At 59.3% G+C, this 25,590-nt stretch carries 21 protein-coding genes and 2 pseudogenes; 10 read left to right on the forward strand and 13 right to left on the reverse strand.

Annotated features, from left to right (window positions below; genetic code table 11):
* Positions 1-16: 16 nt before the first annotated feature.
* On the forward strand, positions 17-514 hold the full coding sequence (gene greB / locus ACA053_RS20250) for a transcription elongation factor GreB (protein ID WP_033057207.1): 498 nt from the start codon (positions 17-19) through the stop codon (positions 512-514).
* Between the two features lie 4 nt (positions 515-518).
* Here greB and ACA053_RS20255 read toward each other — a convergent pair whose 3' ends face one another.
* The 3 genes from ACA053_RS20255 to ACA053_RS20265 all read right to left on the reverse strand — a co-directional run bounded on the left by ACA053_RS20255 (position 519) and on the right by ACA053_RS20265 (position 3,035).
* On the reverse strand, positions 519-827 hold the full coding sequence (locus ACA053_RS20255) for a hypothetical protein (RefSeq protein WP_109633660.1): 309 nt from the start codon (positions 825-827) through the stop codon (positions 519-521).
* A 248-nt stretch (positions 828-1,075) separates the two neighbouring features.
* Positions 1,076-1,510: a DoxX family protein gene (locus ACA053_RS20260; protein ID WP_109633662.1), complete on the reverse strand. Its 435-nt coding sequence runs from the start codon at positions 1,508-1,510 to the stop codon at positions 1,076-1,078.
* Positions 1,511-1,613: 103 nt separating this feature from the next.
* Positions 1,614-3,035 carry an MltF family protein gene (locus ACA053_RS20265; protein WP_497393520.1) on the reverse strand — a complete coding sequence of 474 codons (1,422 nt, stop codon included), beginning with the start codon at positions 3,033-3,035 and terminating at the stop codon, positions 1,614-1,616.
* A gap of 236 nt (positions 3,036-3,271) precedes the next feature.
* Here ACA053_RS20265 and ACA053_RS20270 point away from each other — a divergent pair, with 236 nt between their 5' ends.
* The 3 genes from ACA053_RS20270 to ACA053_RS20280 all read left to right on the forward strand — a co-directional run bounded on the left by ACA053_RS20270 (position 3,272) and on the right by ACA053_RS20280 (position 6,355).
* Positions 3,272-4,081 (forward strand): TatD family hydrolase, encoded by an 810-nt coding sequence (locus ACA053_RS20270; RefSeq protein ID WP_497393521.1) that lies wholly within the window; start codon positions 3,272-3,274, stop codon positions 4,079-4,081.
* 209 nt (positions 4,082-4,290) lie between these two features.
* The gene (locus ACA053_RS20275) at positions 4,291-5,772 is read left to right on the forward strand and encodes a methyl-accepting chemotaxis protein (protein WP_497393522.1); all 1,482 of its coding nucleotides are present in this window, start codon (positions 4,291-4,293) and stop codon (positions 5,770-5,772) included.
* A 217-nt stretch (positions 5,773-5,989) separates the two neighbouring features.
* Entirely contained in the window at positions 5,990-6,355 is a 366-nt protein-coding gene (locus tag ACA053_RS20280) for a terminase (protein WP_109633668.1), read from the forward strand.
* Here the strand turns inward: ACA053_RS20280 and ACA053_RS20285 are convergent, their stop codons facing one another.
* From ACA053_RS20285 to ACA053_RS20295, 3 genes are all read right to left on the reverse strand, one after another.
* Positions 6,356-7,153 (reverse strand): acyl-CoA thioesterase, encoded by a 798-nt coding sequence (locus tag ACA053_RS20285; protein ID WP_109633669.1) that lies wholly within the window; start codon positions 7,151-7,153, stop codon positions 6,356-6,358.
* A gap of 243 nt (positions 7,154-7,396) precedes the next feature.
* Positions 7,397-8,164: a CHAD domain-containing protein gene (locus ACA053_RS20290; RefSeq protein WP_497393523.1), complete on the reverse strand. Its 768-nt coding sequence runs from the start codon at positions 8,162-8,164 to the stop codon at positions 7,397-7,399.
* 43 nt (positions 8,165-8,207) lie between these two features.
* Complete coding sequence (locus ACA053_RS20295; protein ID WP_034150181.1) at positions 8,208-8,486, reverse strand: hypothetical protein; 279 nt, start codon at positions 8,484-8,486, stop codon at positions 8,208-8,210.
* A gap of 221 nt (positions 8,487-8,707) precedes the next feature.
* On the opposite strand from ACA053_RS20295, the gene ACA053_RS20300 reads away from it, so the two are divergent.
* A complete protein-coding gene (locus tag ACA053_RS20300) occupies positions 8,708-9,754 on the forward strand; it encodes a patatin-like phospholipase family protein (protein ID WP_109633674.1) in 1,047 nt (348 codons plus the stop codon).
* A gap of 141 nt (positions 9,755-9,895) precedes the next feature.
* Here ACA053_RS20300 and ACA053_RS20305 read toward each other — a convergent pair whose 3' ends face one another.
* The 6 genes and pseudogenes from ACA053_RS20305 to kdpF form a co-directional block, all read right to left on the reverse strand.
* On the reverse strand, positions 9,896-10,594 hold the full coding sequence (locus ACA053_RS20305) for a response regulator (protein ID WP_109636169.1): 699 nt from the start codon (positions 10,592-10,594) through the stop codon (positions 9,896-9,898).
* Between the two features lie 36 nt (positions 10,595-10,630).
* Positions 10,631-13,282 (reverse strand): DUF4118 domain-containing protein, encoded by a 2,652-nt coding sequence (locus ACA053_RS20310; protein ID WP_109633676.1) that lies wholly within the window; start codon positions 13,280-13,282, stop codon positions 10,631-10,633.
* Positions 13,283-13,412: 130 nt separating this feature from the next.
* Complete coding sequence (gene kdpC / locus ACA053_RS20315) at positions 13,413-13,958, reverse strand: potassium-transporting ATPase subunit KdpC (protein WP_497312811.1); 546 nt, start codon at positions 13,956-13,958, stop codon at positions 13,413-13,415.
* A 220-nt stretch (positions 13,959-14,178) separates the two neighbouring features.
* Positions 14,179-16,236, reverse strand: a complete 2,058-nt coding sequence (kdpB, locus tag ACA053_RS20320) for a potassium-transporting ATPase subunit KdpB (RefSeq protein WP_497312813.1) — start codon at positions 16,234-16,236, stop codon at positions 14,179-14,181.
* A gap of 10 nt (positions 16,237-16,246) precedes the next feature.
* A pseudogene (gene kdpA / locus ACA053_RS20325) lies at positions 16,247-17,940 on the reverse strand (potassium-transporting ATPase subunit KdpA).
* A gap of 8 nt (positions 17,941-17,948) precedes the next feature.
* On the reverse strand, positions 17,949-18,038 hold the full coding sequence (gene kdpF, locus ACA053_RS20330) for a K(+)-transporting ATPase subunit F (protein ID WP_007899818.1): 90 nt from the start codon (positions 18,036-18,038) through the stop codon (positions 17,949-17,951).
* A gap of 436 nt (positions 18,039-18,474) precedes the next feature.
* Here kdpF and ACA053_RS20335 point away from each other — a divergent pair, with 436 nt between their 5' ends.
* Positions 18,475-19,299, forward strand: a complete 825-nt coding sequence (locus ACA053_RS20335; RefSeq protein ID WP_497393524.1) for an IS110 family transposase — start codon at positions 18,475-18,477, stop codon at positions 19,297-19,299.
* A gap of 454 nt (positions 19,300-19,753) precedes the next feature.
* Here the strand turns inward: ACA053_RS20335 and ACA053_RS20340 are convergent, their stop codons facing one another.
* Positions 19,754-20,776 (reverse strand): acyltransferase family protein, encoded by a 1,023-nt coding sequence (locus tag ACA053_RS20340; RefSeq protein WP_497393525.1) that lies wholly within the window; start codon positions 20,774-20,776, stop codon positions 19,754-19,756.
* A 398-nt stretch (positions 20,777-21,174) separates the two neighbouring features.
* Between ACA053_RS20340 and rfbB the strand changes: the two genes are divergently transcribed.
* The 4 genes and pseudogenes from rfbB to eat all read left to right on the forward strand — a co-directional run bounded on the left by rfbB (position 21,175) and on the right by eat (position 25,501).
* Entirely contained in the window at positions 21,175-22,257 is a 1,083-nt protein-coding gene (gene rfbB / locus ACA053_RS20345; protein ID WP_497393526.1) for a dTDP-glucose 4,6-dehydratase, read from the forward strand.
* On the forward strand, positions 22,254-23,123 hold the full coding sequence (rfbA, locus tag ACA053_RS20350) for a glucose-1-phosphate thymidylyltransferase RfbA (RefSeq protein WP_497393527.1): 870 nt from the start codon (positions 22,254-22,256) through the stop codon (positions 23,121-23,123). Before rfbB ends, rfbA begins: the two co-directional genes overlap by 4 nt.
* A gap of 60 nt (positions 23,124-23,183) precedes the next feature.
* Positions 23,184-23,921, forward strand: a pseudogene (locus ACA053_RS20355) (sugar nucleotide-binding protein).
* A gap of 215 nt (positions 23,922-24,136) precedes the next feature.
* A complete protein-coding gene (gene eat, locus ACA053_RS20360; protein WP_497312817.1) occupies positions 24,137-25,501 on the forward strand; it encodes an ethanolamine permease in 1,365 nt (454 codons plus the stop codon).
* Positions 25,502-25,590 lie beyond the last annotated feature (89 nt).

Here is a 25,590-nt window from a genome sequence, read left to right on the forward strand (position 1 = left end):
CTCACAAGAAGTTGCCATGAGCCGTTATCGCCCTCCCCGCACCGCTGGCACCGCGCTGATCACTCCTGAAGGTGAAGCGCGGATGCGGGCCGAGTTCCATGAGCTCTGGCATGTCCGTCGGCCTCAGGTGACGCAATCGGTCAGCGAGGCGGCGGCACAGGGTGATCGCTCGGAAAACGCCGAGTACACCTACGGCAAAAAGATGCTGCGCGAAATCGACAGTCGCGTGCGCTTTCTCACCAAGCGGCTCGAAGCGCTGAAAGTTGTCAGCGAAAAACCCAGCGACCCGAACAAGGTTTACTTCGGCGCCTGGGTCACCATCGAAGATGAAGACGGCAAAGAATCACGCTACCGCATCGTCGGGCCGGATGAGCTGGATTTGAAACTGGGACTGATCAGCATCGACTCGCCGCTCGCCCGGGCGCTCATTGGCAAGGCGCTGGACGCCGAGGTTCGGGTCCAGACACCGACCGGTGAGCAGTGCGTGTATATCGTGGCGATCGAGTATCTCTAAAGCCTCAGCGGCGCGTAATCAAACCTTGCCGGGCAACCCGGGTCAGTTGCTTGATCACTTCCGGCGCGTCTTCAACGCTGGGCGATTGAATGACGGCCAGATCAAAACTGTCGCTGGCAAATCGTGCCAGTGATTCACCGTCTTCGACAAACTGGATCAGGAACGCTGCGGGGCCGCCAGTACGACGTGGCCAGCCATCGAGATAACGCAGGAGCGTCGGCTGATGTTTGCCGCCAAGCAGGATTTTTGGATTGCGTTGGGTGAGGTGTGCCGTGATCGGCGCGGGGCGTACAACGGGGCTTAGTGCATTCATTGGGTCGTGTCTCTGCCTCAAAAGTCTGCATGGCAGGTGAGAGGCAACACCGAACCAGCGCTTTAGCGGTATTTCGAAGCCTGTTTCAAGCTTCTATCGGCAACTGGATGAGTCACCTGGCGCCCCGCAAGTAGCTGTTTAAATCGGCGCATGAGCAGCATCCTAGAGAAGCTGACCGGACAGTGTCAAGAATGACGCGCAACAAAAAAGGCCCGCGCAATGCGGGCCTTTTCGTTGAGCCAGAGCGGTCAGTCGGCGATCGCGCGGTCTACCGACAGTTTGCCGGCACCCTCGATCAGTACCGCAATGCTGCCGCCGAGCAAGGCCAGGGCGAATTCATAACCGTTATTGGACATGAACAGACCGTGGCTGATGTGTACGGTGAAAATGGCGACCAGCGAAAGGAAGGCCAGCCCCAGTGCTGCCGGGCGTGCCAGCAGACCGATGATCAGTGCCAGACCGCCGAAGAACTCGGTACCACCGGACAGAATCGCCATCAGGTGACCCGGTGCCAGACCCAGGCTTTCCATGTACTGCGCGGTGCCGGCAATGCCGTAACCACCAAACATGCCGAAAAGTTTCTGCGCGCCGTGAGCAGCGAAGATAATGCCGACGAAGATCCGCAGAACGGTCAAGCCGTAGCCAGCGCGGGTAAACAGTACCTTGTTGATCAGTGAGCTCATGCTGTGTCATCCATTGTGATTGTGTGTTGGTTGGCCGCTATATTAATCGATAAAACCAATGTTAAAAGCGCAATTTTTGCGACATAACAATCAGTTTAGTCGATCATTTGCGTGAGGCTACTTTCTGCCCCTGGGGCTCCAACGACTCCCTTTCACGATCGAACGCCAGGTAATACTTGTTCACGCTATTAACATAGCTGACGGCGCCCATTCCCACCTGCTCCATGGCAATGCGTTCGACCTGGAAGAACCACTGATTGGGATTCAAGCCACGCCGCCGGGCTTCGGCGCGCATGCCCTGGACCCGTTCCGGCCCCATGTTGTAGGCCGCCAGCACGAACGCCATGCGCTCGCGCTCGTTGAGTTTGGGACTGGCGAAGAACTTGCGACGGATCATCGCCAGGTACTTGGCACCGGCCTGCACATTGGCGTCGAGGTTCTGAATGTTGTTGACCCCGACGCGCTGGGCTGCGGACGGGGTGATCTGCATCAGCCCGGTGGGGCCGCTGCCGCTACGGGCGTTGGGTTGCAACGCCGACTCCTTGAAAGCCAGTGCCGCCAGGTTCAGCCAGTCCATGCCTTGGGCATCGGCGTGCTTTTGCAGCACCGGGCGAAGTTTCTCCAGACGCTGCCGATCAGCCTTGGCCAAGGGATAGTGCACTTGATACAGACGGCGATAGATGCGCAGAAACGCTGCGTCCTGGTCCGACGGTTTCTTGTAGGTGGTCAGGAAACGATCGATGCTTGCGCGCAACATCGAGGCATCGCGGCGCACGAACCAGAACTCTTCGCCCGGGTCGCTGATCGCCAGTTGCTTGTCGAAGCGCAACTTGGGCAGGATCTTGCCCCAGCGCTCGGCAATCGGCTGCTCGACGATGGTCAGGTGAAAGATCCCGCCCTGGACCATTTCCAAAACGTCTTCGACCGCCAGACTGGGGTCGACCCATTCGATTTTCACCGGCGCCAGTTTGTGCAGGGCGAGCTTTGAATTGATCTGACTGACCGCGTCGCCGGCGGCACTGCCGGTGGGCAACGCCAGGGTTTTACCCGAGAGTTGTTCGACTCGGGTGTAACGGCGTTCTCCCTTGATGCCGACCAGCACCAAGGGGATGTTGCTGGCAATCGGTTCGCTGCTGCTGACCGCGTGGCCCGGTTGCAAGTCGAGCAACTCCCCCGGCGCGACCACGTCACCCTCCCCGCGCTGCAAGGCACCAAGCAGTTGATCCTTGGCCTTGGGAATGATCTTGAGGGTGATTTCCTGTCCGTCACGGGCGTGACCGTTGAGGTATTGCTCGAAGGCGCGCAGGCGGTGGTATTCGACGCCGATGGCCTGGCCCTGGACTTCGCCAGAGCTGTTGCGGCTCTGGTTGACCAGCACCCGCAACACACGACTGCTGCGAATCTCCGCCAGGTCACGGACCTTGGCCGCCGGCACGGCTTGCAGCGGGCCGGCCAGACGTGCGACCGCCGGCATCGGCAGCAACAACGAACAGCACAGCAGTAGCAACATCGAGGGACGTGTCATCCACTCTCCGGAAAGAATACTGGGCCGACCTCACGAATTTTCATGACATCGAACGACAGAAACAGAGCGCCTTTGAGCGCTGACAAAGTGCGAAAGACTGGCACAGTGATGGCACCTTGACCACCCCGGCGTGTCTTGCGGCATCAAGAGACAGCTTTAACTCGTTGTAGTTCTTGGCTTTTCTTATAAATCTACAGCTCTGATATGCTTTCCGGCCTTTGGTCCGAGGTAGCACCATGCAACTCATCGATATCGGCGTCAACCTGACCAACCCCAGTTTTGGTGATAAACACCAGGCCGTACTCGATCGCGCGTATGCCGCGGGGGTCTGCCAACTCGTCCTGACCGGCACCAGTGTCGAAGGCAGCGAACAGGCGCTGGAACTGTGCCGGCAGCTGGACGAAACGGCTCAGCGGCTGTTCGCTACCGCAGGCATTCACCCTCATTCGGCCAGCGACTGGAACGCCGACAGCGCCCGGCAACTGCGCAGTTTGCTCAAGGAACCCAACGTTGTAGCCGTGGGTGAATGCGGGCTGGATTTCAATCGCGATTTCTCGCCGCGCCCCCAGCAGGAAAAAGTCCTCGAGGAGCACCTGGCGATGGCGGTCGATCTGCAATTGCCGGTGTTCCTCCACGAGCGCGATGCCAGTCAGCGACTGCTGGAAATCCTCCGTGATTACCGCGACCAGCTGCCGGCCGCGGTGGTGCATTGCTTCACCGGGGAAAAGAAGGCGCTGTTCAGTTACCTCGATCTGGATTTGCACATCGGCATCACCGGCTGGATCTGCGACGAGCGCCGGGGCACGCACCTGCATCCGTTGGTGAAGGAGATCAAGCGCGGGCGCTTGATGCTGGAGAGCGATGCGCCGTACCTTCTGCCGCGCAGTTTGCGGCCCAAGCCGAAGAACGGTCGCAACGAACCGGCGTATTTGACTGAAGTGCTGCGCGAAGTGGCGTTGCATCGAGGCGAAACGGAAGAGGATCTGGCTGCCCACACCACCGCCTGCGCTCGCGCGTTCTACGGCCTGCCCTCCATCCCCCAGTAACCACAAATCCCCTGTGGGAGCGGGCTTGCTCGCGAAAGCGACGAATCAGTCGACATCTACATTGACTGTTCCACCGCCTTCGCGAGCAAGCCCACACACATTGGATGCGTGTGTGTGGTCCTTTGATCCACATCAAGTCCAGAATCCCTGCATAGCGGCACAATGCTGGCACCTTGCCAATGCTGTTTCCGCTATCAGAGAAAACCTCCATGGGTGCCTGGCTTAGCAATATCTCGCTGAAATACAAATTCTGGGCGGTCAATGCGGTCGCCTTTTTCACCACCCTCTTGCTGGTGCTGTACGCCGTGCAGCTTGAACAACAGGCTCGCAGCCACGCGGCTCAAGCGTCGGCTCAGGCGCAGGCTCGCTTGCTCAATGCCTGGCCTGACGGGCAACCGCTGCCCAAGGCCGAAAACCTGCTGACTTTCAGTCGCGGCCAGGCGCCGTTGCTGAACGAGCAGCCGGTGCTGGAACTGGCCGATGCCCATGGCTGGGTCGAAATCAATTCAATGCCGCTGTTCGGCGACAACCCGTTGATGGGCGCCGAGGTGCTTTCTCGTCCCGACGGTCAGCAGGTCGCGGTGATCGCTCATGGACCGAGCCTGAGTCAGGTGTTCGGCGAACGCTTCACCCATTACGCGGTGGCGGTGTTCATCCTGATGCTGGCGATGCTGGGCGCTTCGCAGTTGTTGATCCGCTTCCTGCTGAGTCAGCTCAACACCCTGAAAGACGTGATGCTTCACGTCGAGAAAACAGGCGACCTGTCAGCTCGCGTGCCGTTGGCCTGCAAGGACGAAGTCGGGCAAATGGCCAATGCCTTCAATGCGATGCAGGCCGGTTACCAGCGGGTGGTCAACACTGTCGCCAGCACTGCCCGGCAACTGGATGATGGCGCGGCGCGACTGGCCTCGAGCATGAACGAGGTGCGTCACGGCATGCTTGGCCAGCAAAGCGAAACCGATCAGGCCGCCACGGCGATCAACGAAATGACCGCCACCGTCTATCACATCGCCCAGCACGCCGGCGCCACCCGCGACCTCTCGCAAACCGCCGACACCTTGGCCGGCAGCGGGCAGGAAGTGGTCAGTCGGGTGCAGAAGTCCATCGCCGGGTTGTCCAGCGGCGTGCAGCAGACGGCCGAGATGATTCAGCGTCTGGCCGAGGACAGTCAGAAAATCAACAGCGTGGTCGGCGTGATTCACAGCATTGCCGAGCAGACCAATCTGCTGGCGCTGAATGCCGCGATTGAAGCAGCACGGGCGGGCGAAATGGGTCGCGGTTTTGCGGTGGTCGCCGATGAAGTGCGCAACCTGGCCAAGCGTGTGCAAACCTCGACCGACGAGATCACCATCATGGTCTCGGCGTTGCAGGCAGGGACCCGCGACGCGGTGGACTTCATGCAGGAAAGCTCGTTCAAGGCCGACGACTGCGTACAACAGGCCCAGGAAGCTGGCACAGCGTTGGCGCATATCACCAGCGCAGTGGCGCAGATGCGCGAAAGCAATACGCAGATTGCGGTAGCGGCCGAGCAGCAGAGTCAGGTGGCGGAAGAGATGAACCGGGCGGTGGTGAGTATTCGGGACGTGACCGAGAACACGGTTCAGCAGACGGTGGATTCGGCGACCACCAGTAATGAGCTGGCGGCGTTGGCTGGGGAATTGAACAAGGCGATAGGGCAGCTCAAGCTTTGAAGGCCCCTTCGCGAGCAAGCCCGCTCCCACAGGATTAGCGCTATTCCGACATTTGCACATTACCTGTGGGAGCGGGCTGCTCGCGAAGGCATCAGTCCAGCCAACATCAATATCCCGCATGGCCGCTATCACTCCGATAGCCAACCTTGATTCGCCGCCCTCATAAGCCAAGCCTATTCTTCAATCATGTGTTCAACATGGATCGAGGATCAGCATCATGGGCAAACGTCATCCCAACCTACCCGCCTGGCAATGGCGAGCCTACCCGGGCAATCACCAGCACCCGACCAATCTGGTGTTGCACCTGATTGCCGTGCCGCTGTTCATCGTGGCGTTTCTGTTGATTGTTTCCGGGGTGTTCGGCCTGAACTTCGCGAACTTCGCCATCGGTGTCATAGGCGTGATCGCCGCGCTGGGCTTGCAGCGCCACGGCCACAGCCTGGAGGCGCAAGCCTCCGAGCCGTTCAGTGATCGTAAAGATGCGCTGTCACGCTTGCTGGTCGAGCAGTTCCTGACCTTCCCGCGGTTCTTCCTTAGTGGCGGCTGGTGGCGCGCCTGGCGGGAACGCCACCGTCGTCACTGATCAGGCGAAAATCGTTACCGTCTGCCGGCTCATGGCGATCAACTGACCGTCCGCGCGCCACAGTTTCGCCGCTGCGTGACCGTAGCCGTCGGCGCCATGCTCGATTTCAACCAGGTATTTACACCAGTCCAGCGTGCTTAACTCAAGCAACGGCTGGACGAATTCGATGGTCCAGGTGAGTGTGCTGCCCATCGCGGGTTTGCTCAGGTGCGGCAACAGGGCCGGTGGCCAGGCGTCCACCAGCGCCAGAATATGCGACTCGCTGACCGCCTCTTCCTTCACATCCCCGCGCAAACGCACCCAGCCGCCCATCTCGCGGGATTTGTTGCCGGTGAACGGCAGACCGCCGACACTCCAGCGCATCGCCAGATGCTGCATGAATTCCGGGAGCACGCCTTTGATGTACGGCAGTTCCTGGCACTGCTCCCAATGTTTCATTTCAGGTGCGGGCTCAGCCGCAACCGCGACTTCGGAAGGTCGCGAGGCACCGAAGCTGCCCTGGATCAACGTCACCACTTGCCCCTTCTGCATCGCCCGGCCCAGCACCTGGCTGACGGCTTTGCCTTCGCGCAGCACATCAACCTCAAAACTGACCGGCACTTCGGGTTCAACCGGCCCGACAAAGGTGATCGCCAGCGAACGCACCGGCCGATCCGCCGGGACTTTTGCGCGCATGGCTTCGTATTGCAACGCGGCCACCAGGCCACCGAAACTGGCACGCCCTTGCGCCCATTCGGCCGGGATAGACAGCTCCAGCGGCTGGCTGCGGACGGCGTCGAGCAGATCGGAAAAGCGCATGAAAACCTCGGAGCGGAAAAGGATGGAGGGATGTTAACCAGACAGCGAGGACGGCACAGCGCTTATTCCGGCCAAAGAAACTGACAGATAGGCCGTGCAGGGCTGGAACACATGATTCCATGTTCAACCCCCATCCCTGTGGGAGCGAGCTTGCTCGCGATAGGGCCGTGACATTCAACATTGATGTTGGCTGTCATGCCGTCATCGCGAGCAAGCTCGCTCCCACAGTGATTTGCGGTGGTTTCAGGATTTGAAGCAGGCAGCGCTGAGTTTGTCGAGGACGCGGTCGGCGCGTTCTTCGGCCTTGGCCATGGTGGTTTTCCAGACGGCGACACAAGGTTGCAGATCGGATTCCTGTTCAGCCTTGGCCAGCCATTGAAAACAGTCATGCCATTCACCCAGGGCACCTTGCGCAGACTTCAAGCGCGGCATCGCCGCTTCAGGTAATCGATCCAGTTCGGGATAGGCGTCGATGCCATAGCGCACGCGCTTGATCAGCAAGCGCAAGCGATGGCGATCGTGGGCAGGATCGTGCAAAGCCTGATCGAGTTTTTTCCATTGTTTGGCCAGACGCTTTTCGACGCGTTTGCGCAAGCCCTTGAGCAAACCCTGACGCTGGGAGGCACGGAGAAAACGCGGAAAGGCGTCGAGGATCATCAACAACTGCGTCACCTCGGGGCTTGCTGCCACCGCCGGATACGCCGCAGCCATCTGCGCCATGCGTCGTTGCGCCGCCTCGGGTTGATCGTGCTTGAGCAGGTACGCCGCGAGCACCTCGCGATCACGCAACGGCGTGGTCAGGTCGCCCACCCGGGACGCCGCTGTTTCCAGCTGCTCGACGCCGGGAAGCCCACGCAACGGCCTCAATAGACTGCGCAAACGGCGAACCGTAGTGCGCAGGTCGTGCAAGGCTTCCGGATCGGTGCGCGCACTCAAACGCGCCTGGCACGCCAGCAGGCGAACTTCCAGACCCAGAACATGAGCCACCAACCGATCAACCAAGGCAGACATCGTTTGCTCCCTGAAGCGAATTTCCTTTAGCCTAGATCATGCCTCAACGACCAGCGCGTGACTCACGAATATAGAAGCGCGCCTTCTCGGCCTTCTTGGTGCAGCCTTCAAAGCCTTCGAATTGCTGCTGGGTCTTGGCCGCGGTCAACAGCGACAGGGCCTTGGAGTAGCTGACGGTGCCGGCGAAACCTTCGGCCTTGGCCAGGTCCAGTTCATGCCACGCAGCATCGAGGTTGCTACCGCAGCTGTCACGGTAAGCGGTTTTGCCAGCACAACCGGCGAGTGCCAGGGCAATCAAGGGCACACAGATCCAGGCTTTCATCACTCACACCTCAAGAATAGGTAAACAGTCGTGCAGGTAAGACGGTCTGGCACGTGAAAAGTGCCTTGGCCCGCCGCGCAAACTTTATCGCTCGCGAGAATACCCATGTGCCGCCATGGAGTGTCGAAAAAACGACGTGTTCGCCCCACCGAGCGACCTTAGCGATTGAAGCGCGCCCCTTGATGGGTGCATTGTTGAACCTTGTCAGACGAGGGCGATTCATGAAAAAGCGTGTCGCACTGGTGCTGGGCTCAGGCGGGGCCCGGGGCTATGCCCATATCGGTGTCATTGAAGAAATCGAACGGCGCGGCTACGACATCGCCTGCATCGCGGGCTGCTCGATGGGCGCCGTGGTCGGCGGGATCTACGCCGCCGGAAAACTGGACGATTATCGCGACTGGATCGAAAGCCTGGACTACCTTGATGTCTTGCGTCTGGTGGACGTCAGTTTTCGCTTGGGCGCGATTCGCGGGGAGAAGGTGTTCGGGCAGATCCGCAAGATCGTCGGCGAGATCAACATCGAAGACCTGCGCATCCCTTACACAGCCGTGGCCACCGACCTGACCAACCAGCAGGAAATCTGGTTCCAGGAAGGTTGTTTGCACCAGGCCATGCGCGCCTCGGCGGCAATTCCCAGCCTGTTCACCCCGGTGATGCAGGGCAATCGCATGCTGGTGGATGGCGGCATTCTCAACCCTTTGCCGATCGTGCCCGTGGTGTCGAGCCATTGCGACCTGATCATCGCGGTCAACCTCAACTCCACCAACCAGCGCCACTATCAACTGCCGGTGATTCAGCGGCCGCCTGCGTTCAAGACCCGGTTCGACAGCCTGATCAACTCTCTGGGTTCAAAATTGCCGTTCCGGCGCAAACAGGCGGAACAATTGCTGCTGCTGGAAAAGGAAGCCTTGATGGCCGAAGCGGCCGATATCAACCCCTGGATCGAATCCGCCGAACCCGAAGCCCAGCAACCGGCGGCCGCCCCCGAACGCGAAGGCGCGCCAAAGTCAGCCACCGGCTCGTTCATCATCGACAACGTCGGGCCGGCGTCCTTGCTGGACCTGATCAACCAGAGTTTCGAGGTGATGCAGACGTCGTTGGCGCAGTACAAGATTGCCGGGTATCCGCCGGACATCCTGATCAACGTGCCGAAACGGGTTTGCCGGTTTTTCGAGTTTTACAAGGCGCCGGAGTTGATCGCTCTGGGGCGGGAGATTGCGCGGGATACGCTGGATCGGTATGAGAGTGAGCAGAATCGGGATTCTTGAAGTTCTTGAGCGAATCTGAGGGCCTCATCGCGGGCAAGCCCGGCTCCCACAGGTTTTGAGGTGATCACACAATTTGTGAACAACTCTGATCCTGTGGGAGCCGGGCTTGCCCGCGATGAGGCCCGATCATTTAGCAAACAGCTAAAGACCGCCCTCACTCAACAACCGATACCCCACCCCCGCTTCGGTGACGATAAATCTGGGCTGAGTCGGATCATCCGCCAGCTTCTGCCGCAAATGCCCCACCACAATCCGCAGATAGTGACTGTCCTCGGTATGGGTCGGCCCCCAGATATCTTTCAGCAACTGCTGCTGCGTGATCACCCGCCCGGGATGCCGCGCCAGTTGCGCCAGCACCGCATACTCCTTGCGGGTCAACGCGACTTCGGTGCCGTCGAGCAATACCCGGCGATAGGCCAGGTCGACGGTCAACGGGCCGAACGTCAACGCCGCTTGCTGAGCCTCGCCAACCGGCGCCTGACGCAACAAGGCCCGCACCCGGGCAAGGAATTCCTGAATACCGAACGGTTTGGTCACGTAGTCGTTGGCCCCGCCATCGAGCGCTTCAACCTTCTGCCCTTCGCTGGCTCGCACCGACAGCACCAGCACCGGCACCGTCGACCACTCGCGAAACTCGCGCAGCACTTGCTGGCCGTCCATGTCTGGCAGGCCGAGGTCGAGCACGAGCAAGTCGGGTTTGTTCAACGCTGCCTGGGCCAGGCCTTCGTTGCCGGTGCCGGCCTCGAGCACTTTGTAGCCTTGGGAAGCGAGGCTGATACGCAGGAATTTGCGGATTTGCGGTTCGTCGTCGATGACCAAAATGGTTGCGGTCTGGCTCATGGTTTCCGGTCGCGGCATGGAGATGTCCAAAGGGTATCAGGCTTCACTTTCAAAACCCGGTTGTTCCTGCAATGGCAAGTGCAGCGTGATGCAGGTGCCGCGCCCTTCGATGCCGTCGGCGACGCTGATCCGACCGCCGTGGGCACCGACCATACCCTGACAAATCGCCAGCCCCAACCCCGTGCCCTGCCCACCCCGATCACCGCGGGCGGCGGTGTAGAACATGTCGAAAATCTTCGCCCGCTCCTCCTCCGGAATTCCCGGCCCTTCGTCGCAGACCGAGAAAAACAGTTCGCTGTCGTCGGCCCCGGCGCGCAATTGCAGTCGACCGTGGGGCGGAGAAAAGCGCGCGGCGTTTTCCAGCACGTTGACCAGTGCCTGTTCGATCAGCGCGGCATGCACGTACAGCAGCGGCAATTCGGCCGGCACTTCGGTACTGACCTGCAATGGCGACAGCACCGCGCGCAGACGGTTGAGCGAGCTGCCGACGATGTCGGCCGGCGACACCCAGTCCCGCGCCAGCTTCAACGCGCCGTGACCGAGGCGGGTCATGTCCAGCAGGTTTTGAATGTAACGGTCGAGGCGCTCGGCTTCATCGCGGGTGCCTTCGAGCAGTTCGCGGCGATCCTCCAGCGGGATGGCTTCACCGAGGGCCAGCAAGCTGTCGATGCTGCCACGCATGGAGGTCAGCGGCGTGCGCAAATCGTGGGACACCGACGCCAGCAAGGCGCTGCGCAGTTGCTCGGTTTCACCGTGCAGGCGCGCCGCTTCCAGGTCCTCGGCCAGTTGCGCGCGAGCCAAGGCCTGCGCCAGCGGCTGACTCAACGCCGTCAACAGACGCCGACGCTGACCGCTCAAGGTCTGGCCTTCCTTGGCACACACGCCAAGCAACGCCAACGGTCCGTCTTCCACCGACAACGGCCACCACCACCAACGCCCGAACGGCAGCGTGCCGGTGCCCGCGCCCGCCGGCTGGTCGTGTTGCCAGGCCCAATCGGCGGCGGCGCGTTCGGCTTCGGAAAACTCCAGCGGGCCACCGGTCTCGACCTTCCAGCCGCCTTGGCCGTCGTGATTGAGCAGGCACAGTTGCAGATCGCTCCAGCCGTTGAGGTGCTGGGCTGCGGCGCTGACCACGGCCTGGCGATCGGTGGCGGCGGTGAGTTTGCGCGACAAATCGAGCAGTTCGGTGGTCTCTTCCTGGGTGTCGCGCAGCGCCTGCAATTGCCGCCGTTGCCGCGCCGCGAGGTTACCGGTGAGGGCTGCCATCAGCAGGAAGAACAGTAAGGTCAGCACGTCTTCTTCGCGCTGGATACTGAAGGAGAAATTCGGCGGAATGAACAGAAAGTCATAGGTCAGGAACGACAGTGCCGCACAGGCCAGCGCCGGGCCGAGGCTGCTGCGCACCGCCACCAGCAACACGGCGGCGAGGAACACCAGCGAGATATTCGGCAGCGGCAAGACACTCGCCACTGCCCAGGCCAAGGCCGTTGCCAAAACGGTTGCTACCACCGCCAACGCGTAATCGAACCAGACCAGCGAATGCGCCGAACGCTGACGCGGCTGATCCTGTTCCTGATCGCTGTCGAGGACGTTGATTTCCAGCCCGCGCGCATCGCGCAGCAAGCGTGACGCCAGACCGCCACCAAACAACCGCCGACGCAAACGCTGGCGCGACTGACCGACCAACACCAGACTCGCGCGGCGTTCGGCGGCGTGCTGGATCAGGGTTTTCGCCACCTCGCCGGCACGCAGCAACACCACTTCGCCGCCAAGACGTTCGGCCAGTTGCTGGGCACTTTGCAGGCGCAGGCGCGATTGCTCGTCGCGCACGCTGCCGTTGTCCACGTGCACCAGGCTCCACGGCAAATGACGACGTTGGGCGACGCGACTGGCGTGACGCACCAGACGCTCGGCCTGGGCATCACCATCAATGCCAACCAGCAGCCGACCGCGCACGGCGGGCGCCGCTTGGCCGAGCTGGCGATAACCCTGGGTCAGGTCATCGTCAACCTGCGCAGCGGCGGTTTGCATCGCCAGTTCGCGCAGGGCGGTGAGGTTGGTCTGAGTGAAAAAGGCATCGATAGCCGCGCGCGCTTGCTCCGGCACATAGACCTTGCCGTCGCGCAGACGCTCAAGCAGTTCGCGCGGCGGCAGGTCGATCAGCAGCAGTTCGTAGGCTTCTTGCAGCACCCAGTCCGGCAGGGTTTCGCGAACCTGCACGCCGGTGATCCCGCGCACTTGATCGTTGAGGCTTTCGAGGTGCTGGACGTTAACCGTGGTGAAGACGTCGATGCCGGCGGCGAGCAGTTCCTGGATGTCTTGCCAGCGTTTGGCGTGACGGCTGCCAGGAGCGTTGGTGTGAGCCAGTTCGTCCACCAACACCAATTTCGGCTTGGCCGCGAGCAGGCCGTCGAGGTCCATTTCTTCGAGCATCACTCCACGGTATTCCGAGCGCACCAACGGCTGTTGCGGCAAGCCGCCGAGCAGCGCTTCGGTCTCGGCGCGGCCGTGGGTTTCGACCACCCCGGCGATGACTTTCACGCCTTGGCGCAATTGGGTGTGGGCCGCTTGCAGCATGGCGTAGGTCTTGCCGACACCGGGCGCGGCACCGAGAAAAACCTTGAGCCGGCCACGGCCATCGCGGGGCAGGTCTGCTAACAGCGCGTCGGCGCGGCCGGAGTCACTCATGCTTGAAGCTCACTTTATTCAGATGTTGATGTGGTGATTATTCTGCCGCCATCGCTAGCAGGCTAGCTCCCACATTGAAATACAAACCCCTGTGGGAGCTAGCCTGCTAGCGAATGGCGGCGCCACCGATCTACAGGTTATCCAGCGCCATGTTCAACGCCAGCACATTAACCACTGGCGGGCCAACGAGCGGCTGTTCGATATGCGCATCCATCAATTGCTGAAGCGTAGACACCGGCAGATTACGCGCTGCCGCAACACGCGCCAGTTGATAGGCAATCGCCGCTGGTGGCAAGTGCGGATCGAGGCCGCTGCCGGAAGTGGTCACCATCGCCAAGGGCACTGGACCCTGGCCGGGCACCAGCAGTTTGTTGGCATCGTCAATCACCCGAGTCGCGAGCGCCGGGTTGCTTGGTGAAAGGTTGCTGGCGCTGCTCGATACGGTGGCAAACGCACCGGCGGATGGTCGAGGGTGGAACCAGGCGTCACCGACGAAATCCTGGGCTATCAGCGACGAGCCGCGGACCTTGCCGTCGGCGTCACGCACCAGACTGCCATTGGCTTGATCCGGGAACGCGACCTGGGCAACACCGGTGACGACCAAGGGGTAAGCGACGCCGGTGATCAGGGTCATCAGCACGAGCAGGCTCAGGGCCGGACGTATCATTGTGGACATTTCAGAATCCTCGAAATTGGAGAAGTAGTGGGGTGTCAGGGAAATCCACCCCTCACCCCAGCCCTCTCCCCATGGGGGAGAGGGGAAAGGGAGCCAATCTTTGTGCTGTTCAAAATCTGAGTTCGACTCGGTTTTTCAGGTCGATGTAGCTCCAAGAACACCTCGATCAGTCCCCTCTACCCCTTGGGGAGAGGGTTAGGGTGAGGGGTCGATTTCAGCCTCAAACCAAATGCAACGCCGTCAACAGCATGTCGATCGCCTTGATCCCCACGAACGGCACCAGTAACCCGCCCAGTCCGTAGATCAGCAGATTGCGTCGCAGCAACGCCGCCGCACTCGCCGCCTGCACCCGCACCCCACGCAGCGCCAGCGGAATCAGCACCACAATGATCAAGGCGTTGAACACGATCGCCGACAGAATCGCGCTCTGCGGACTGGCCAGATGCATGACGTTCAGCACACCCAATTGCGGGTAGATCGAGGCGAACAACGCCGGCAGGATCGCGAAGTATTTGGCCACGTCGTTGGCGATGGAAAACGTCGTCAGCGCACCACGGGTCACCAGCAATTCCTTACCGATCTGCACCACGTCCAGCAACTTGGTCGGGTCGCTGTCGAGGTCGACCATGTTCGCCGCCTCGCGCGCGGCTTGCGTGCCATCGTTCATCGCCATGCCCACGTCTGCCTGGGCCAGGGCCGGGGCGTCGTTGGCGCCGTCGCCGCACATGGCAACCAGGCGGCCGTCGTTCTGTTCGTGGCGAATACGCGCCAGCTTTTTCTCTGGCGTGGCTTCGGCCAGCACGTCATCGACGCCCGCTTCGGCGGCAATCGCCGCAGCGGTCAGCGGATTGTCGCCAGTCACCATGACCGTGCGGATCCCCAGTTTGCGCAGCTCGGCGAAACGCTCGCGGATGCCGGGCTTGACCACGTCCTTGAGGTGAATCACGCCGAGCAATTTACCCTCGGCACACACCAGCAAGGGTGTGCCGCCGCTCTGGGCGATCTTGTCGATTTCCCGGGACAGGGCCGGTGCCAGATCAGCGCGTTTCAGGCCGACGAACGCCAGCAGCGAATCGACCGCGCCTTTGCGATACACGCGCCCTTGATAGTCGACGCCGGACAAGCGGGTTTCGGCGCTGAACGGCACAGCGGTCAACACGTCAGCGGAAGGCTCAGGTTGCGGGTGAATCCCACGCAGGTATTCGACGATGGACTTGCCTTCGGCGGTGTCATCGGCCAGCGACGCGAACAACGCACCTTCGGCCAGCTCCTTCGCGGTCACGCCAGGCGCTGCATAAACAGCGGTGCAGCGACGGTTACCGAAAGTGATGGTGCCGGTCTTGTCCAGCAGCAGGACGTGTACGTCCCCCGCCGCTTCCACGGCGCGACCGGATTTGGCAATGACGTTCAGACGCACCAGACGGTCCATCCCGGCGATACCGATGGCGGACAGCAAGCCGCCAATGGTGGTCGGAATCAGCGTAACCAACAACGCCACCAGGAACACCAGCGGCAGGCTGCCGTTGGCGAAGTGGGCGAACGGTTGCAGGGTGACGACCACCAGCAGGAAGATCAGGGTCAGGCCGATCAGCAGGATGTCGAGCGCCACTTCGTTCGGGGTTTTCTGGCGTTTGGCGCCTTCGACCAGGGCGATCATGCGGTCCAGTGTCGATTCGCCCGGGTTGGCGGTGATCTTCACCAACAGCCAGTCAGAGACCAGGCGGGTGTTGCCGGTGACGGCCGAACGGTCGCCGCCGGACTCACGAATCACTGGCGCGGATTCGCCGGTGATCGCCGCTTCGTTGACCGCTGCGATACCTTCAATCACCTCACCGTCACCGGGGATCATTTCCCCGGCTTCGACGCGCACCACATCGCCCTTGCGCAGGCTGGTGGCGGGCACCACTTGAAAGGTACCGTTGCTGGTTTTGCGGCGGGCGCTCAAGCCTTCGCTGCCGGCCTTGAGGCTGTCGGCACGGGCCTTGCCGCGACCTTCGGCCAGGGCTTCGGCGAAGTTGGCGAAGAGCACGGTGAACCACAACCACAGCGCAATTTGCGCAGCGACGAAGGTCGGCACGGTGCTGTCGGGAATGAAGCACAGCACGGTGGTCAGGATCGCGGTCAGTTCGACCACCAGCATCACCGGCGCACGCTGCAATTGCCGTGGGTCGAGCTTGACGAAAGCTTGCACCAGCGCCGGGCGCCACAGGGCCGAGATCGCGGTTTTTGGCTGTTCCGTCGCCTTGACGGCCGCCGGTTTATTTACAGGCATATTCATCATTGACTCCTTAGAAGCCCATGCTCAGGTGTTCAGCGATAGGACCCAGCGCCAACGCCGGCAGGAAGGTCAAACCACCCACCAACAAGATGGTCACGGTCAGCAGGACCACGAACATCGGACCATGGGTCGGAAAGCTGTTCTGGCCGATTGGTGCGGTTTTCTTCATCGCAAGGCTGCCGGCCAACGCCAACACCGGAAGGATGTAACCGAAGCGACCGATCAACATGCCCAGTCCCAGCATCAGGTTGTGGAACGCGGTGTTGGCACCGAAGCCGCCGAAGGCCGAACCGTTGTTGGCACCGGCCGAGGTGTAGGCGTACAGCAACTGGCTGAAACCGTGGGCACCGGGGTTGCTCACCGCCGCTACCGGACCGGGCAGGCTCGCGGCAATCGCGCCAAGCACCAGCACGCCGAGCGGCATCACCAGCAAGGTCACCACCAGCAACTGGACTTCCCTGGCTTGCAGTTTCTTGCCGAGGTATTCCGGCGTGCGGCCGATCATCAGGCCGGCTAGGAACACCGCGATCAACACGTTAAGCAACATGCCGTAGAGCCCGGCACCGACGCCGCCGAAGATCACTTCGCCAACCATCATGTTGACCAATGCGACCATGCCACTGAGCGGGTTGAGGCTGTCGTGCATGCCGTTGACCGAACCATTGGACGCCGCCGTGGTGGTCACCGACCACAGCACGGTGGCGGTGGTGCCGAAGCGCGCTTCCTTGCCTTCCAGCGGCGCGGTCTGTTCGACGGCGACATTGTTCAGGGTCGGATTGGGTTGGTATTCAGCCCACAACGAGGTCGCGCCGCCGATCAGGAACAGCGCCAGCATGCAGGCGATGATCGCGCGACTCTGACGCAGGTCTTTCACGTAGTGGCCGAAGGTGAACACCAGCGCGGCCGGGATCAGAATGATCGAGCCAACTTCAAACAAGTTGCTCCACGCCGTCGGGTTCTCGAACGGGTGCGCCGAGTTGACGCCGAAGAAGCCACCGCCGTTGGTGCCCAGTTGTTTGATCGCAATCTGGCTGGCAGCCGGACCGAGCGGGATCACCTGATCGACGCCTTGCATCGTCACGGCATTCACGTACTGCGCGAAGGTTTGCGGCACACCCTGCCAGACCAGGTACAGCGCCAGCAGCAGGCACAGCGGCAACAGGCCGTAGAGGGTGGCGCGGGTCATGTCGACCCAGAAGTTGCCCAGGGTCTTGGTCGATTTGCGACCGATACCGCGACACAGCGCAACCAATACCGCCAGGCCGGTGGCGGCGCTGACGAAGTTCTGCACGGTGAGGCCGACCATCTGACTCAGGTAGCTCAGCGAGGCTTCACCGCTGTAGGCCTGCCAGTTGGTGTTGGTCATGAAGCTGACGGCGGTGTTGAACGCCAATGTCCACTCTTGACCCGGCAGGTTCTGCGGATTGAGCGGCAGGTGATCCTGAAACATCAGAATTGTGAACAACAGCAAAAAGCCCGCTAGGTTGAAGGCGAGTAAGGCCAGGGTGTATTTCTGCCAGCTCTGTTCGGCCTGCGGATCAACGCCGGCCACCCGATAACAACCACGTTCGACCGGTCCGAGGATCGGCGAAAGCCAGGTGCGCTGGCCTTCCATGACCTTGTAGTAGAACCGCCCAAGGAACGGTGCCGGGATCAGCACCACGGCAAGAAGGCCAGGATCAGCCAATAGTCATAACTGTGCATAGCCGCTCCTAGTTCCGGTCCGCGCGCAACAGCGCAACCAACAGATAAATGAACAGCCCCACTGCCAATAGCAGTGACACCCCGTCCAGAACGCTCATGGAAGTTCTCCGTGTTACGGCGTATTGCCGCGTGTGGAGTCATTGTCGGCAGGGTGGCTGTAAAGGAACGAGACCAAGGGTGTTGGCTGTGCATAAAGAAAGCGTAAAGAGTGGGTGTAGCAGGGGTTACAGTGGTGTTTATGCTTGCGCTATAGCGAGCACACCGCTCCTTGTATGTTGACCCCGAGTCCAAAGAGTGAGGTTACGCTCAAGGACTCATACAACAGCAAGTGCGTTTCTGGGGGAGGCCGATCGCTCCTGAAGGCAGGATTTGCTCCTGACCTTGTCTGTAGAGGGGCCCCCCGCCTCATTGCCCACCACGAAGAGTATCGAGAAGCCGACAAGTCGGACTTCGCATTACAAGGTTGCAGTGGCATGAAGTTCGAGGTCGGGGGAACCGGAAGCAATCTCACCGAAAATCAGGGAAGTGAAAAGCATGAATACTCATGTCGGCATAGACATTAGTGCCCGCACGTCTGCGATGGGATGGCGACAGAACGGTAAAACATCAAGCCAGTGGGAGATTCAGCACACCCCCAAAGGGCTCAAGGCTGCCGTGGCCAAGATGCTGGGCCTCAAGCCACTGAGCGTAGTTATGGAAGCCACCGGCATTTACTACCTGGATCTTGCGCTGGAGTTGCACGCCACTGGTTTGCCGGTCTCGGTGATCAACCCGAAAAGCTTTCACAATTTTGCCAAGTTGATGCTGCAAAACAGCAAGACTTACCACATAGATGCTCAGTTACTGGCTGAATATGGCGAGCGTATGGCACCCTGGCTTTGGGTGCCGCCTACGGCCGACCAGATGACGTTGCGTACCATTGGACGTCATATCAATCGTCTGATTGGTCATCGAACGCGAGCCAAAAACGAATTGCACGCGCTACAAGCGACAGAAACGAGTGTGGAGCTGCTGATCGAGGATGAGAAAGAGGCGATTGCAGGGTTGGACACACGGATTGATCGTTTGAAGAAAGCCGCACGGGATGCCATCGCCAAATGCCCGGACCTGAGTTTGCAATTTCGCTGCATGATGGCGGCACCCGGCGTAGGAGAGGCCTCGGCTATCGCCGCACTGGCTTTGCTGACGACGCTGCCTGTGACGCTTAAATCGGCACCGGTAAGCCGTTACGCAGGCCTGGACGTCAGGTTGACCCAGTCAGGTACCAGCGTGAATCGGCCAGGGCGAATGTCCAAATGCGGCAATGCTTATTTGTGTGCAGCGATGTTCATGCGCAATGACGGCGATTCGCTGCGATGAGAACGTGAAGGCTTTTTACGAAGCTCTCGTTGCTCGCGGCAAGAAAAAAATGCAGGCAATCGGCGCGGTGATGCGTAAATACCTAACTGGGTTTGGGCGTGCATGCGTTCCGGAGAAGAACTTAATACGGCCAAGCTTTTTAGCGAAAAACATCTCGCGAAAGCTTGACCGTGAATAGAGTATCTACAGGGATCTGTGTTGTCTGGCCAACCAGGCAAAAGGTATTCCGAGCTTCCACCGATATTGACCTACCCCGGCGCTTGAACATAATGTGTTTTACGAAATTCGGAGCTTTGTATGACAAATACGAGGAAGCAGAGCCAAGTCAACACCTACCGCACAAGATATGCCCCCCACGTTATCGTTTCCGAAGATTTTCGATTTGATATTTATCTTTTTAGGCAAGTTGATCAGATTAAACTAAAAGCAGCGCTGCAATCCATAAAAACGCACCTCAAATCTGTTCAGCTGCGGAAGACTCAGATTTTTTCAGAAGCACTTTGAACAGATTTGAAATAGGTCGCTCAATACAATGGTAGCTCACCCCTGAGACGATCAAGGTGACGACCAAAATCACAAGCAGTGTCGTTATCGAACTCAACAGCAATGTCATTTGTAGCTTTAGCATCCAACCAATAATTAATACGTGGCATAGATAGGTAGAGTAGGACCAATCTCCCAACTTACTGATCAGATTCACTTTTGAAAAAAATTTCTCTTGAGAAAGAGCCGCAACCAAGATAACAGCGCAGGGCACTCCAGAGCCCAAAGGGCTGTGAGTGACTTGGCCTATATAGAAGATCGTCACTATCGAGATAACTGTCATAAGTATTGCGGCAAACAAGTTGATTCGCTGCACAATGCCTTTCTGGTAAAGGTGCGCAATAAAGATACCGAAAAGAAACTCGAAAACGATCTGATTGCCGTAAAAAACTAGACTACCACCAAGATAAGGCAGGAGCTTGCATAATAGTACTATGCCTACAGCGATAATTAAAACCCTGCATGCTTTCGAAAAAAACAAACTAATCAGAAACACGCCATAAAATGCAATTTCATAATTAAGCGTCCACCCTACTGTCAGCAATGGAAACATCCCAATGCCAGACGGATTTTGCGCAGGAATAAACAACAGGCTTTTAAAAAAGAACACGCTCTCGTAAAGAGTTAGCGGGACAGTGCCTGGAAAAAAAAATATTGTCGCGGCAACTAATGTGGTAAATATCCAATAAGCCGGTGCAATTCTCGCCAATCTTTGGATCGCAAATGCAAATGGAGTAATAGCTTTTTCTGAGGCTGAAACATAGATGACGAAACCACTAATTATAAAAAAAAGATCAACCCCGATAGCGCCAAACCTGTGGAGTACGACGCTTACGGGGTCATTGAGCTGAAAGTTATGCACCAACTGCATGTAATGGTGGCCGACAACTAACCATGCAGCTAAAGCTCTTAGTGTTTGAATTGAGTTAAGCATCAGCTATCAAATTCTAAAAGGAAGCGATTCTACATGCGTGAGTCAGTGCCGTCACATAGAAAACCCATACCTCAATAAACCCCAATGGAGGAAAGGTATGATTACAACTGAGGATCCAGTCCCCCCGTGGACACTGGGGGGAGAAGCCCGAGGTCTAATTTACCAAATCACCGTGGCCTGGCAAACCTTAGCCGTATGAGCGACGGGCTACGCCGGAATACGTCCCCGACTCGCCGTTTTTTTATTTTCTAGGCGAAATACCCGCTCGCACGCCACAGCAAGGTCTCGCGGCCTCGACAAAACGAAAATTGGATCAAGACTTCTATTGCACTATCGCGCTTGTGCCGACAAGCTATGCCCATTTTACGTTATCGACTTACAGAAAAAGGCTGGCCAACATGCGTATTCTCATCACCGGCGGTGCCGGTTTCATTGGCTCTGCCCTGATTCGCCACCTGATTCGGCACACTGAGCATGAAGTGCTCAACCTGGACAAACTGACCTACGCCGGCAATCTCGAGTCGCTGACCAGCATTGCCACCGACACCCGCTACGAGTTCGTCCAGGCCGATATCGTCGACCAGGCCACCGTGAGCGCGGTACTGGCACGCTTCCAGCCGCAGGCGATCATGCACCTGGCGGCAGAATCCCACGTCGACCGTTCCATTGACGGTCCATCGGATTTCATCCAGACCAATATCGTCGGCACCTACAGCCTGCTGGAGGCGACTCGCGCCTACTGGCAGACGCTGGCCGAGCCGGAAAAAAGCGCCTTCCGCTTCCATCACATCTCTACCGATGAGGTCTACGGTGACCTGCACGGCGTCGATGATCTGTTCACCGAAACCACGCCCTACGCACCGAGCTCGCCGTACTCCGCGAGCAAAGCGGCGTCCGACCATCTGGTCCGCGCCTGGCAGCGCACCTACGGCCTGCCGGTATTGCTGACCAATTGCTCGAACAATTACGGGCCGTTTCACTTCCCGGAAAAACTGATTCCGCTGGTGATCCTCAACGCCTTGGCCGGCAAGCCTTTGCCTGTTTACGGTAACGGCCTGCAAGTACGCGACTGGCTGTTTGTCGAAGATCACGCCCGGGCGCTGCTCAAAGTGGTCACCGAAGGCGTGGTCGGCGAGACCTACAACATTGGCGGTCACAACGAACAGAAGAACATCGACGTAGTGCGTGGCATCTGCGCGCTGATTGAAGAACTGGCGCCGAACAAGCCTGAAGGCGTGGCGCACTTCGCCGACCTCATTACCTTCGTCCAGGACCGTCCGGGTCACGACCTGCGCTACGCCATCGACGCGAGCAAGATCGAACGCGAACTGGGCTGGGTGCCGGAAGAAACCTTCGAAACCGGCCTGCGCAAAACCGTCCAGTGGTACCTGGACAACCTTGAGTGGTGTCGCCGCGTTCAGGACGGCAGCTATCAGGGCGAACGCCTGGGCGCCATCAATACCAAGGAGCTGCTCGCATGATGAAAGGCATCGTTTTGGCCGGTGGCTCCGGTACGCGTCTGCACCCGATCACGCTCGGCGTCTCCAAACAGCTGTTGCCGGTGTACGACAAACCGATGATCTACTACCCGATCTCGGTACTGATGCTGGCCGGCATCAAAGATATTTTGCTGATTTCCACGCCACAGGATCTGCCGCAATACCGCAACCTGCTGGGTGACGGCAGCCAGTTCGGCGTCAACTTCAGCTACGCCGAACAGCCGTCGCCGGACGGTTTGGCCCAGGCTTTCCTGATTGGTGAAGCATTCATTGGCGACGACCCGGTGTGCCTGATCCTCGGCGACAACGTTTTTCATGGTTCGTATTTCGGCGGAATGCTACAAAACGCAGCAAAACGCACTTCTGGCGCCACCGTGTTCGGCTATTGGGTCAAGGATCCGGAGCGTTTCGGCGTGATCGATTTCGACAGCGAAGGCCGGGCCCTGTCGATCGAGGAAAAGCCGAAAAAACCGAAATCCAGCTACGCCGTGACCGGGCTGTATTTCTATGACAACGATGTGATCGAGATCGCCAAGGCGGTCAAGCCTTCGCCTCGCGGTGAGTTGGAGATCACCGACGTCAACAATGCCTACCTCCAGCGCGGTGATCTGCAGGTTGAGCGCTTCGGTCGCGGTTTCGCCTGGCTCGACACCGGCACCCACGACAGCCTGCTCGAAGCCTCGCAGTACGTGCAGACCATCGAACACCGCCAGGGCCTGAAAGTCGCCTGCCTCGAAGAAATCGCCTACGAAAATGGCTGGATCAACCGCGAACAGCTGCTGGAGCGCGCCAGCTATTTTGGCAAGACCGGATATGGCCAGTACCTCGCCAAGTTGGCAGGGAATTAGGAAGTGTGATTGAAATCAACTTGCGCAGCGAAGGGATCGCTGACACAAGTTCACTCGGGGCTGACCTTTCCCCTCAGAATTCTCCTCAGCGGCCAGCATTGTCAGGTCTCATGTGAGTTGCAGCATCGACTGGGCTTTGTCGGCTAGTTGTTCGTGCCGGGGCGCGATCAGCTTGATCTGATGCAGCTCGATCAGACTCGCCAACAGGTACAAAACGTTCGCCCCGATCTGATCATCAACGCAGCGGTCCATAAAGCGGTCGATATGGCCGAAAGCAAGCCGGAAACAGCCTTTGCCATTAGCGCTGTGGCCCCTGGCGTCTTTGCCGATGTAGCACTGACGCTTCGCATACCGCTGATTCATTGCTCCTCCAATCATGTATTCGACGATATGAAAGTCGGACCTTACAACGAAGACGACACGCCAAACCCGCTCGGGGGTTACGGCAAGAGCAACCTGACGGGCTAACGGACTAACGGACTATTATGGCTGTGTCGCCGATCAGATCTGACACCTACCTGGGCAGGTAAGGGGGGGATGCCGTCACCTGGGGTACCTATCGCTTGACCGCTCATGGCAAAACCTCCTAATTTAGCTTCGCCGAGGCCATCGGCGAAGCGTTACGAGAGCAGGAAAACCTGTGCGAATCGGCTGCCTATCCCTTCCAGAGACTATCCACCTCCCGCCTTCCCCCCGTCCAATTCATGCCTGGATTGCAGTAGCCTGCAACATGATTGGGGAGTTGGCCAACCTGACTGGAAAACCGCGCTTCGCGAGTGTCTTGCCGGCCAAACCTGAGCATAGAATGGCAACCCCTTGTAGACGCGAGGCCTGCCCGCGAAGACGGCATCACAGGCATCTACGCCCCCAACTGGCGCACAAAAATCGCTCATCCAGTGCCAAACATCCCCGATACGACACCTTTCTGCACTTTACGACTGCCATCACAACACTGGCACGCCCACTGCAAACGCCCTCCCCGAAGCTGTCCAAACCGTTCAGGGAGCAAACGCATGAACACACAACTCAAACCCACGCTGGGCACGCTGCACCTGTGGGGCATTGCGGTCGGGCTGGTGATTTCCGGTGAGTATTTCGGCTGGAGTTACGGCTGGGGCGTGGCCGGGACACTCGGGTTCCTGGTGACCTCGTTCATGGTCGCCACGATGTACACCTGCTTTATCTTCAGTTTCACCGAGCTGACGACGGCGATTCCCCATGCCGGCGGCCCCTTTGCCTACAGCCGCCGCGCCTTTGGCGAAAAAGGCGGATTGATCGCCGGGCTGGCGACGCTGATCGAGTTCGTCTTCGCCCCGCCGGCGATTGCCTTGGCTATCGGTGCTTACCTGAATGTGCAATTCCCCGCCCTCGACCCGAAACACGCAGCGGTCGGCGCCTACATCGTGTTCATGGGCCTGAACATTCTCGGCGTGAAACTGGCCGCGACCTTCGAGTTGGTTGTCTGCGTATTGGCCGTGGCGGAACTTCTGGTGTTCATGGGCGTGGTCGCGCCGGCGTTCAGCTTCAGCAACTTTGCCCTGAATGGCTGGGCCGGCTCCGATGTGTTCGGGGCACCAGCGATTGCCGGGATGTTCGCGGCGATTCCATTCGCCATCTGGTTCTTTCTCGCCATCGAGGGCGCAGCGATGGCGGCCGAAGAAGCCAAGGACCCGAAACGTACGATCCCGAAGGCTTACATCAGCGGCATTCTGACCCTGGTATTGCTGGCCATGGGCGTGATGTTCTTCGCCGGCGGCGTCGGCGACTGGCGCACCCTGTCGAACATCAACGACCCGCTGCCACAGGCCATGAAAACCGTGGTCGGCGAAAGCTCGGGCTGGTTGCACATGCTGGTGTGGATAGGCCTGTTCGGCCTGGTGGCGAGTTTCCACGGAATCATCCTCGGCTACTCGCGGCAGTTCTTCGCCCTCGCCCGCGCCGGTTACCTGCCGGCGTCGCTGGCCAAACTGTCGCGCTTCCACACACCCCATCGGGCGATCATTGCCGGCGGCGTAATCGGTATCGCGGCGATCTACAGCGATGGTTTGATCAATCTCGGTGGCATGACGCTGACCGCGGCGATGATCACCATGGCGGTGTTCGGCGCAATCGTGATGTACATCATGAGCATGCTCAGCCTGTTCAAGCTGCGTAAGACCGAGCCGAACCTGGAGCGCACCTTCCGCGCACCGTGTTATCCGTTGGTGCCGATGATTGCGTTGGTTCTGGCGATGGTGTGCCTGGTGGCGATGGCCTGGTTCAACACCTTGATCGGGTTGATCTTCGTCGGCTTCATGGCGGTGGGTTTCGTGTACTTCATGCTCACGGCGCAATTGCGTGCCGATGCGCCGGCAGACGCGATGTTGACCGGCCTGTAATCAGCCAAGTGCGGCAGTCATATCAGGCATAGAATTGAACCACTGCGAAATGAAATCGCTCAAAGTGGTATGCACGATCGATTGGCGAA

The organism is Pseudomonas sp. LBUM1672 (genome assembly GCF_059695655.1).

Bases quoted from the DNA above. Each gene is read 5' to 3' on its own strand.
- greB (WP_033057207.1), top strand. From the start codon at position 17: ATGAGCCGTTATCGCCCTCCCCGCACCGCTGGCACCGCGCTGATCACT.
- ACA053_RS20255 (WP_109633660.1), bottom strand. From the start codon at position 827: ATGAATGCACTAAGCCCCGTTGTACGCCCCGCGCCGATCACGGCACAC.
- ACA053_RS20260 (WP_109633662.1), bottom strand. From the start codon at position 1,510: ATGAGCTCACTGATCAACAAGGTACTGTTTACCCGCGCTGGCTACGGC.
- ACA053_RS20265 (WP_497393520.1), bottom strand. From the start codon at position 3,035: ATGACACGTCCCTCGATGTTGCTACTGCTGTGCTGTTCGTTGTTGCTG.
- ACA053_RS20270 (WP_497393521.1), top strand. From the start codon at position 3,272: ATGCAACTCATCGATATCGGCGTCAACCTGACCAACCCCAGTTTTGGT.
- ACA053_RS20275 (WP_497393522.1), top strand. From the start codon at position 4,291: ATGGGTGCCTGGCTTAGCAATATCTCGCTGAAATACAAATTCTGGGCG.
- ACA053_RS20280 (WP_109633668.1), top strand. From the start codon at position 5,990: ATGGGCAAACGTCATCCCAACCTACCCGCCTGGCAATGGCGAGCCTAC.
- ACA053_RS20285 (WP_109633669.1), bottom strand. From the start codon at position 7,153: ATGCGCTTTTCCGATCTGCTCGACGCCGTCCGCAGCCAGCCGCTGGAG.
- ACA053_RS20290 (WP_497393523.1), bottom strand. From the start codon at position 8,164: ATGTCTGCCTTGGTTGATCGGTTGGTGGCTCATGTTCTGGGTCTGGAA.
- ACA053_RS20295 (WP_034150181.1), bottom strand. From the start codon at position 8,486: ATGAAAGCCTGGATCTGTGTGCCCTTGATTGCCCTGGCACTCGCCGGT.
- ACA053_RS20300 (WP_109633674.1), top strand. From the start codon at position 8,708: ATGAAAAAGCGTGTCGCACTGGTGCTGGGCTCAGGCGGGGCCCGGGGC.
- ACA053_RS20305 (WP_109636169.1), bottom strand. From the start codon at position 10,594: ATGAGCCAGACCGCAACCATTTTGGTCATCGACGACGAACCGCAAATC.
- ACA053_RS20310 (WP_109633676.1), bottom strand. From the start codon at position 13,282: ATGAGTGACTCCGGCCGCGCCGACGCGCTGTTAGCAGACCTGCCCCGC.
- kdpC (WP_497312811.1), bottom strand. From the start codon at position 13,958: ATGTCCACAATGATACGTCCGGCCCTGAGCCTGCTCGTGCTGATGACC.
- kdpB (WP_497312813.1), bottom strand. From the start codon at position 16,236: ATGAATATGCCTGTAAATAAACCGGCGGCCGTCAAGGCGACGGAACAG.
- kdpF (WP_007899818.1), bottom strand. From the start codon at position 18,038: ATGAGCGTTCTGGACGGGGTGTCACTGCTATTGGCAGTGGGGCTGTTC.
- ACA053_RS20335 (WP_497393524.1), top strand. From the start codon at position 18,475: ATGAATACTCATGTCGGCATAGACATTAGTGCCCGCACGTCTGCGATG.
- ACA053_RS20340 (WP_497393525.1), bottom strand. From the start codon at position 20,776: ATGCTTAACTCAATTCAAACACTAAGAGCTTTAGCTGCATGGTTAGTT.
- rfbB (WP_497393526.1), top strand. From the start codon at position 21,175: ATGCGTATTCTCATCACCGGCGGTGCCGGTTTCATTGGCTCTGCCCTG.
- rfbA (WP_497393527.1), top strand. From the start codon at position 22,254: ATGATGAAAGGCATCGTTTTGGCCGGTGGCTCCGGTACGCGTCTGCAC.
- eat (WP_497312817.1), top strand. From the start codon at position 24,137: ATGAACACACAACTCAAACCCACGCTGGGCACGCTGCACCTGTGGGGC.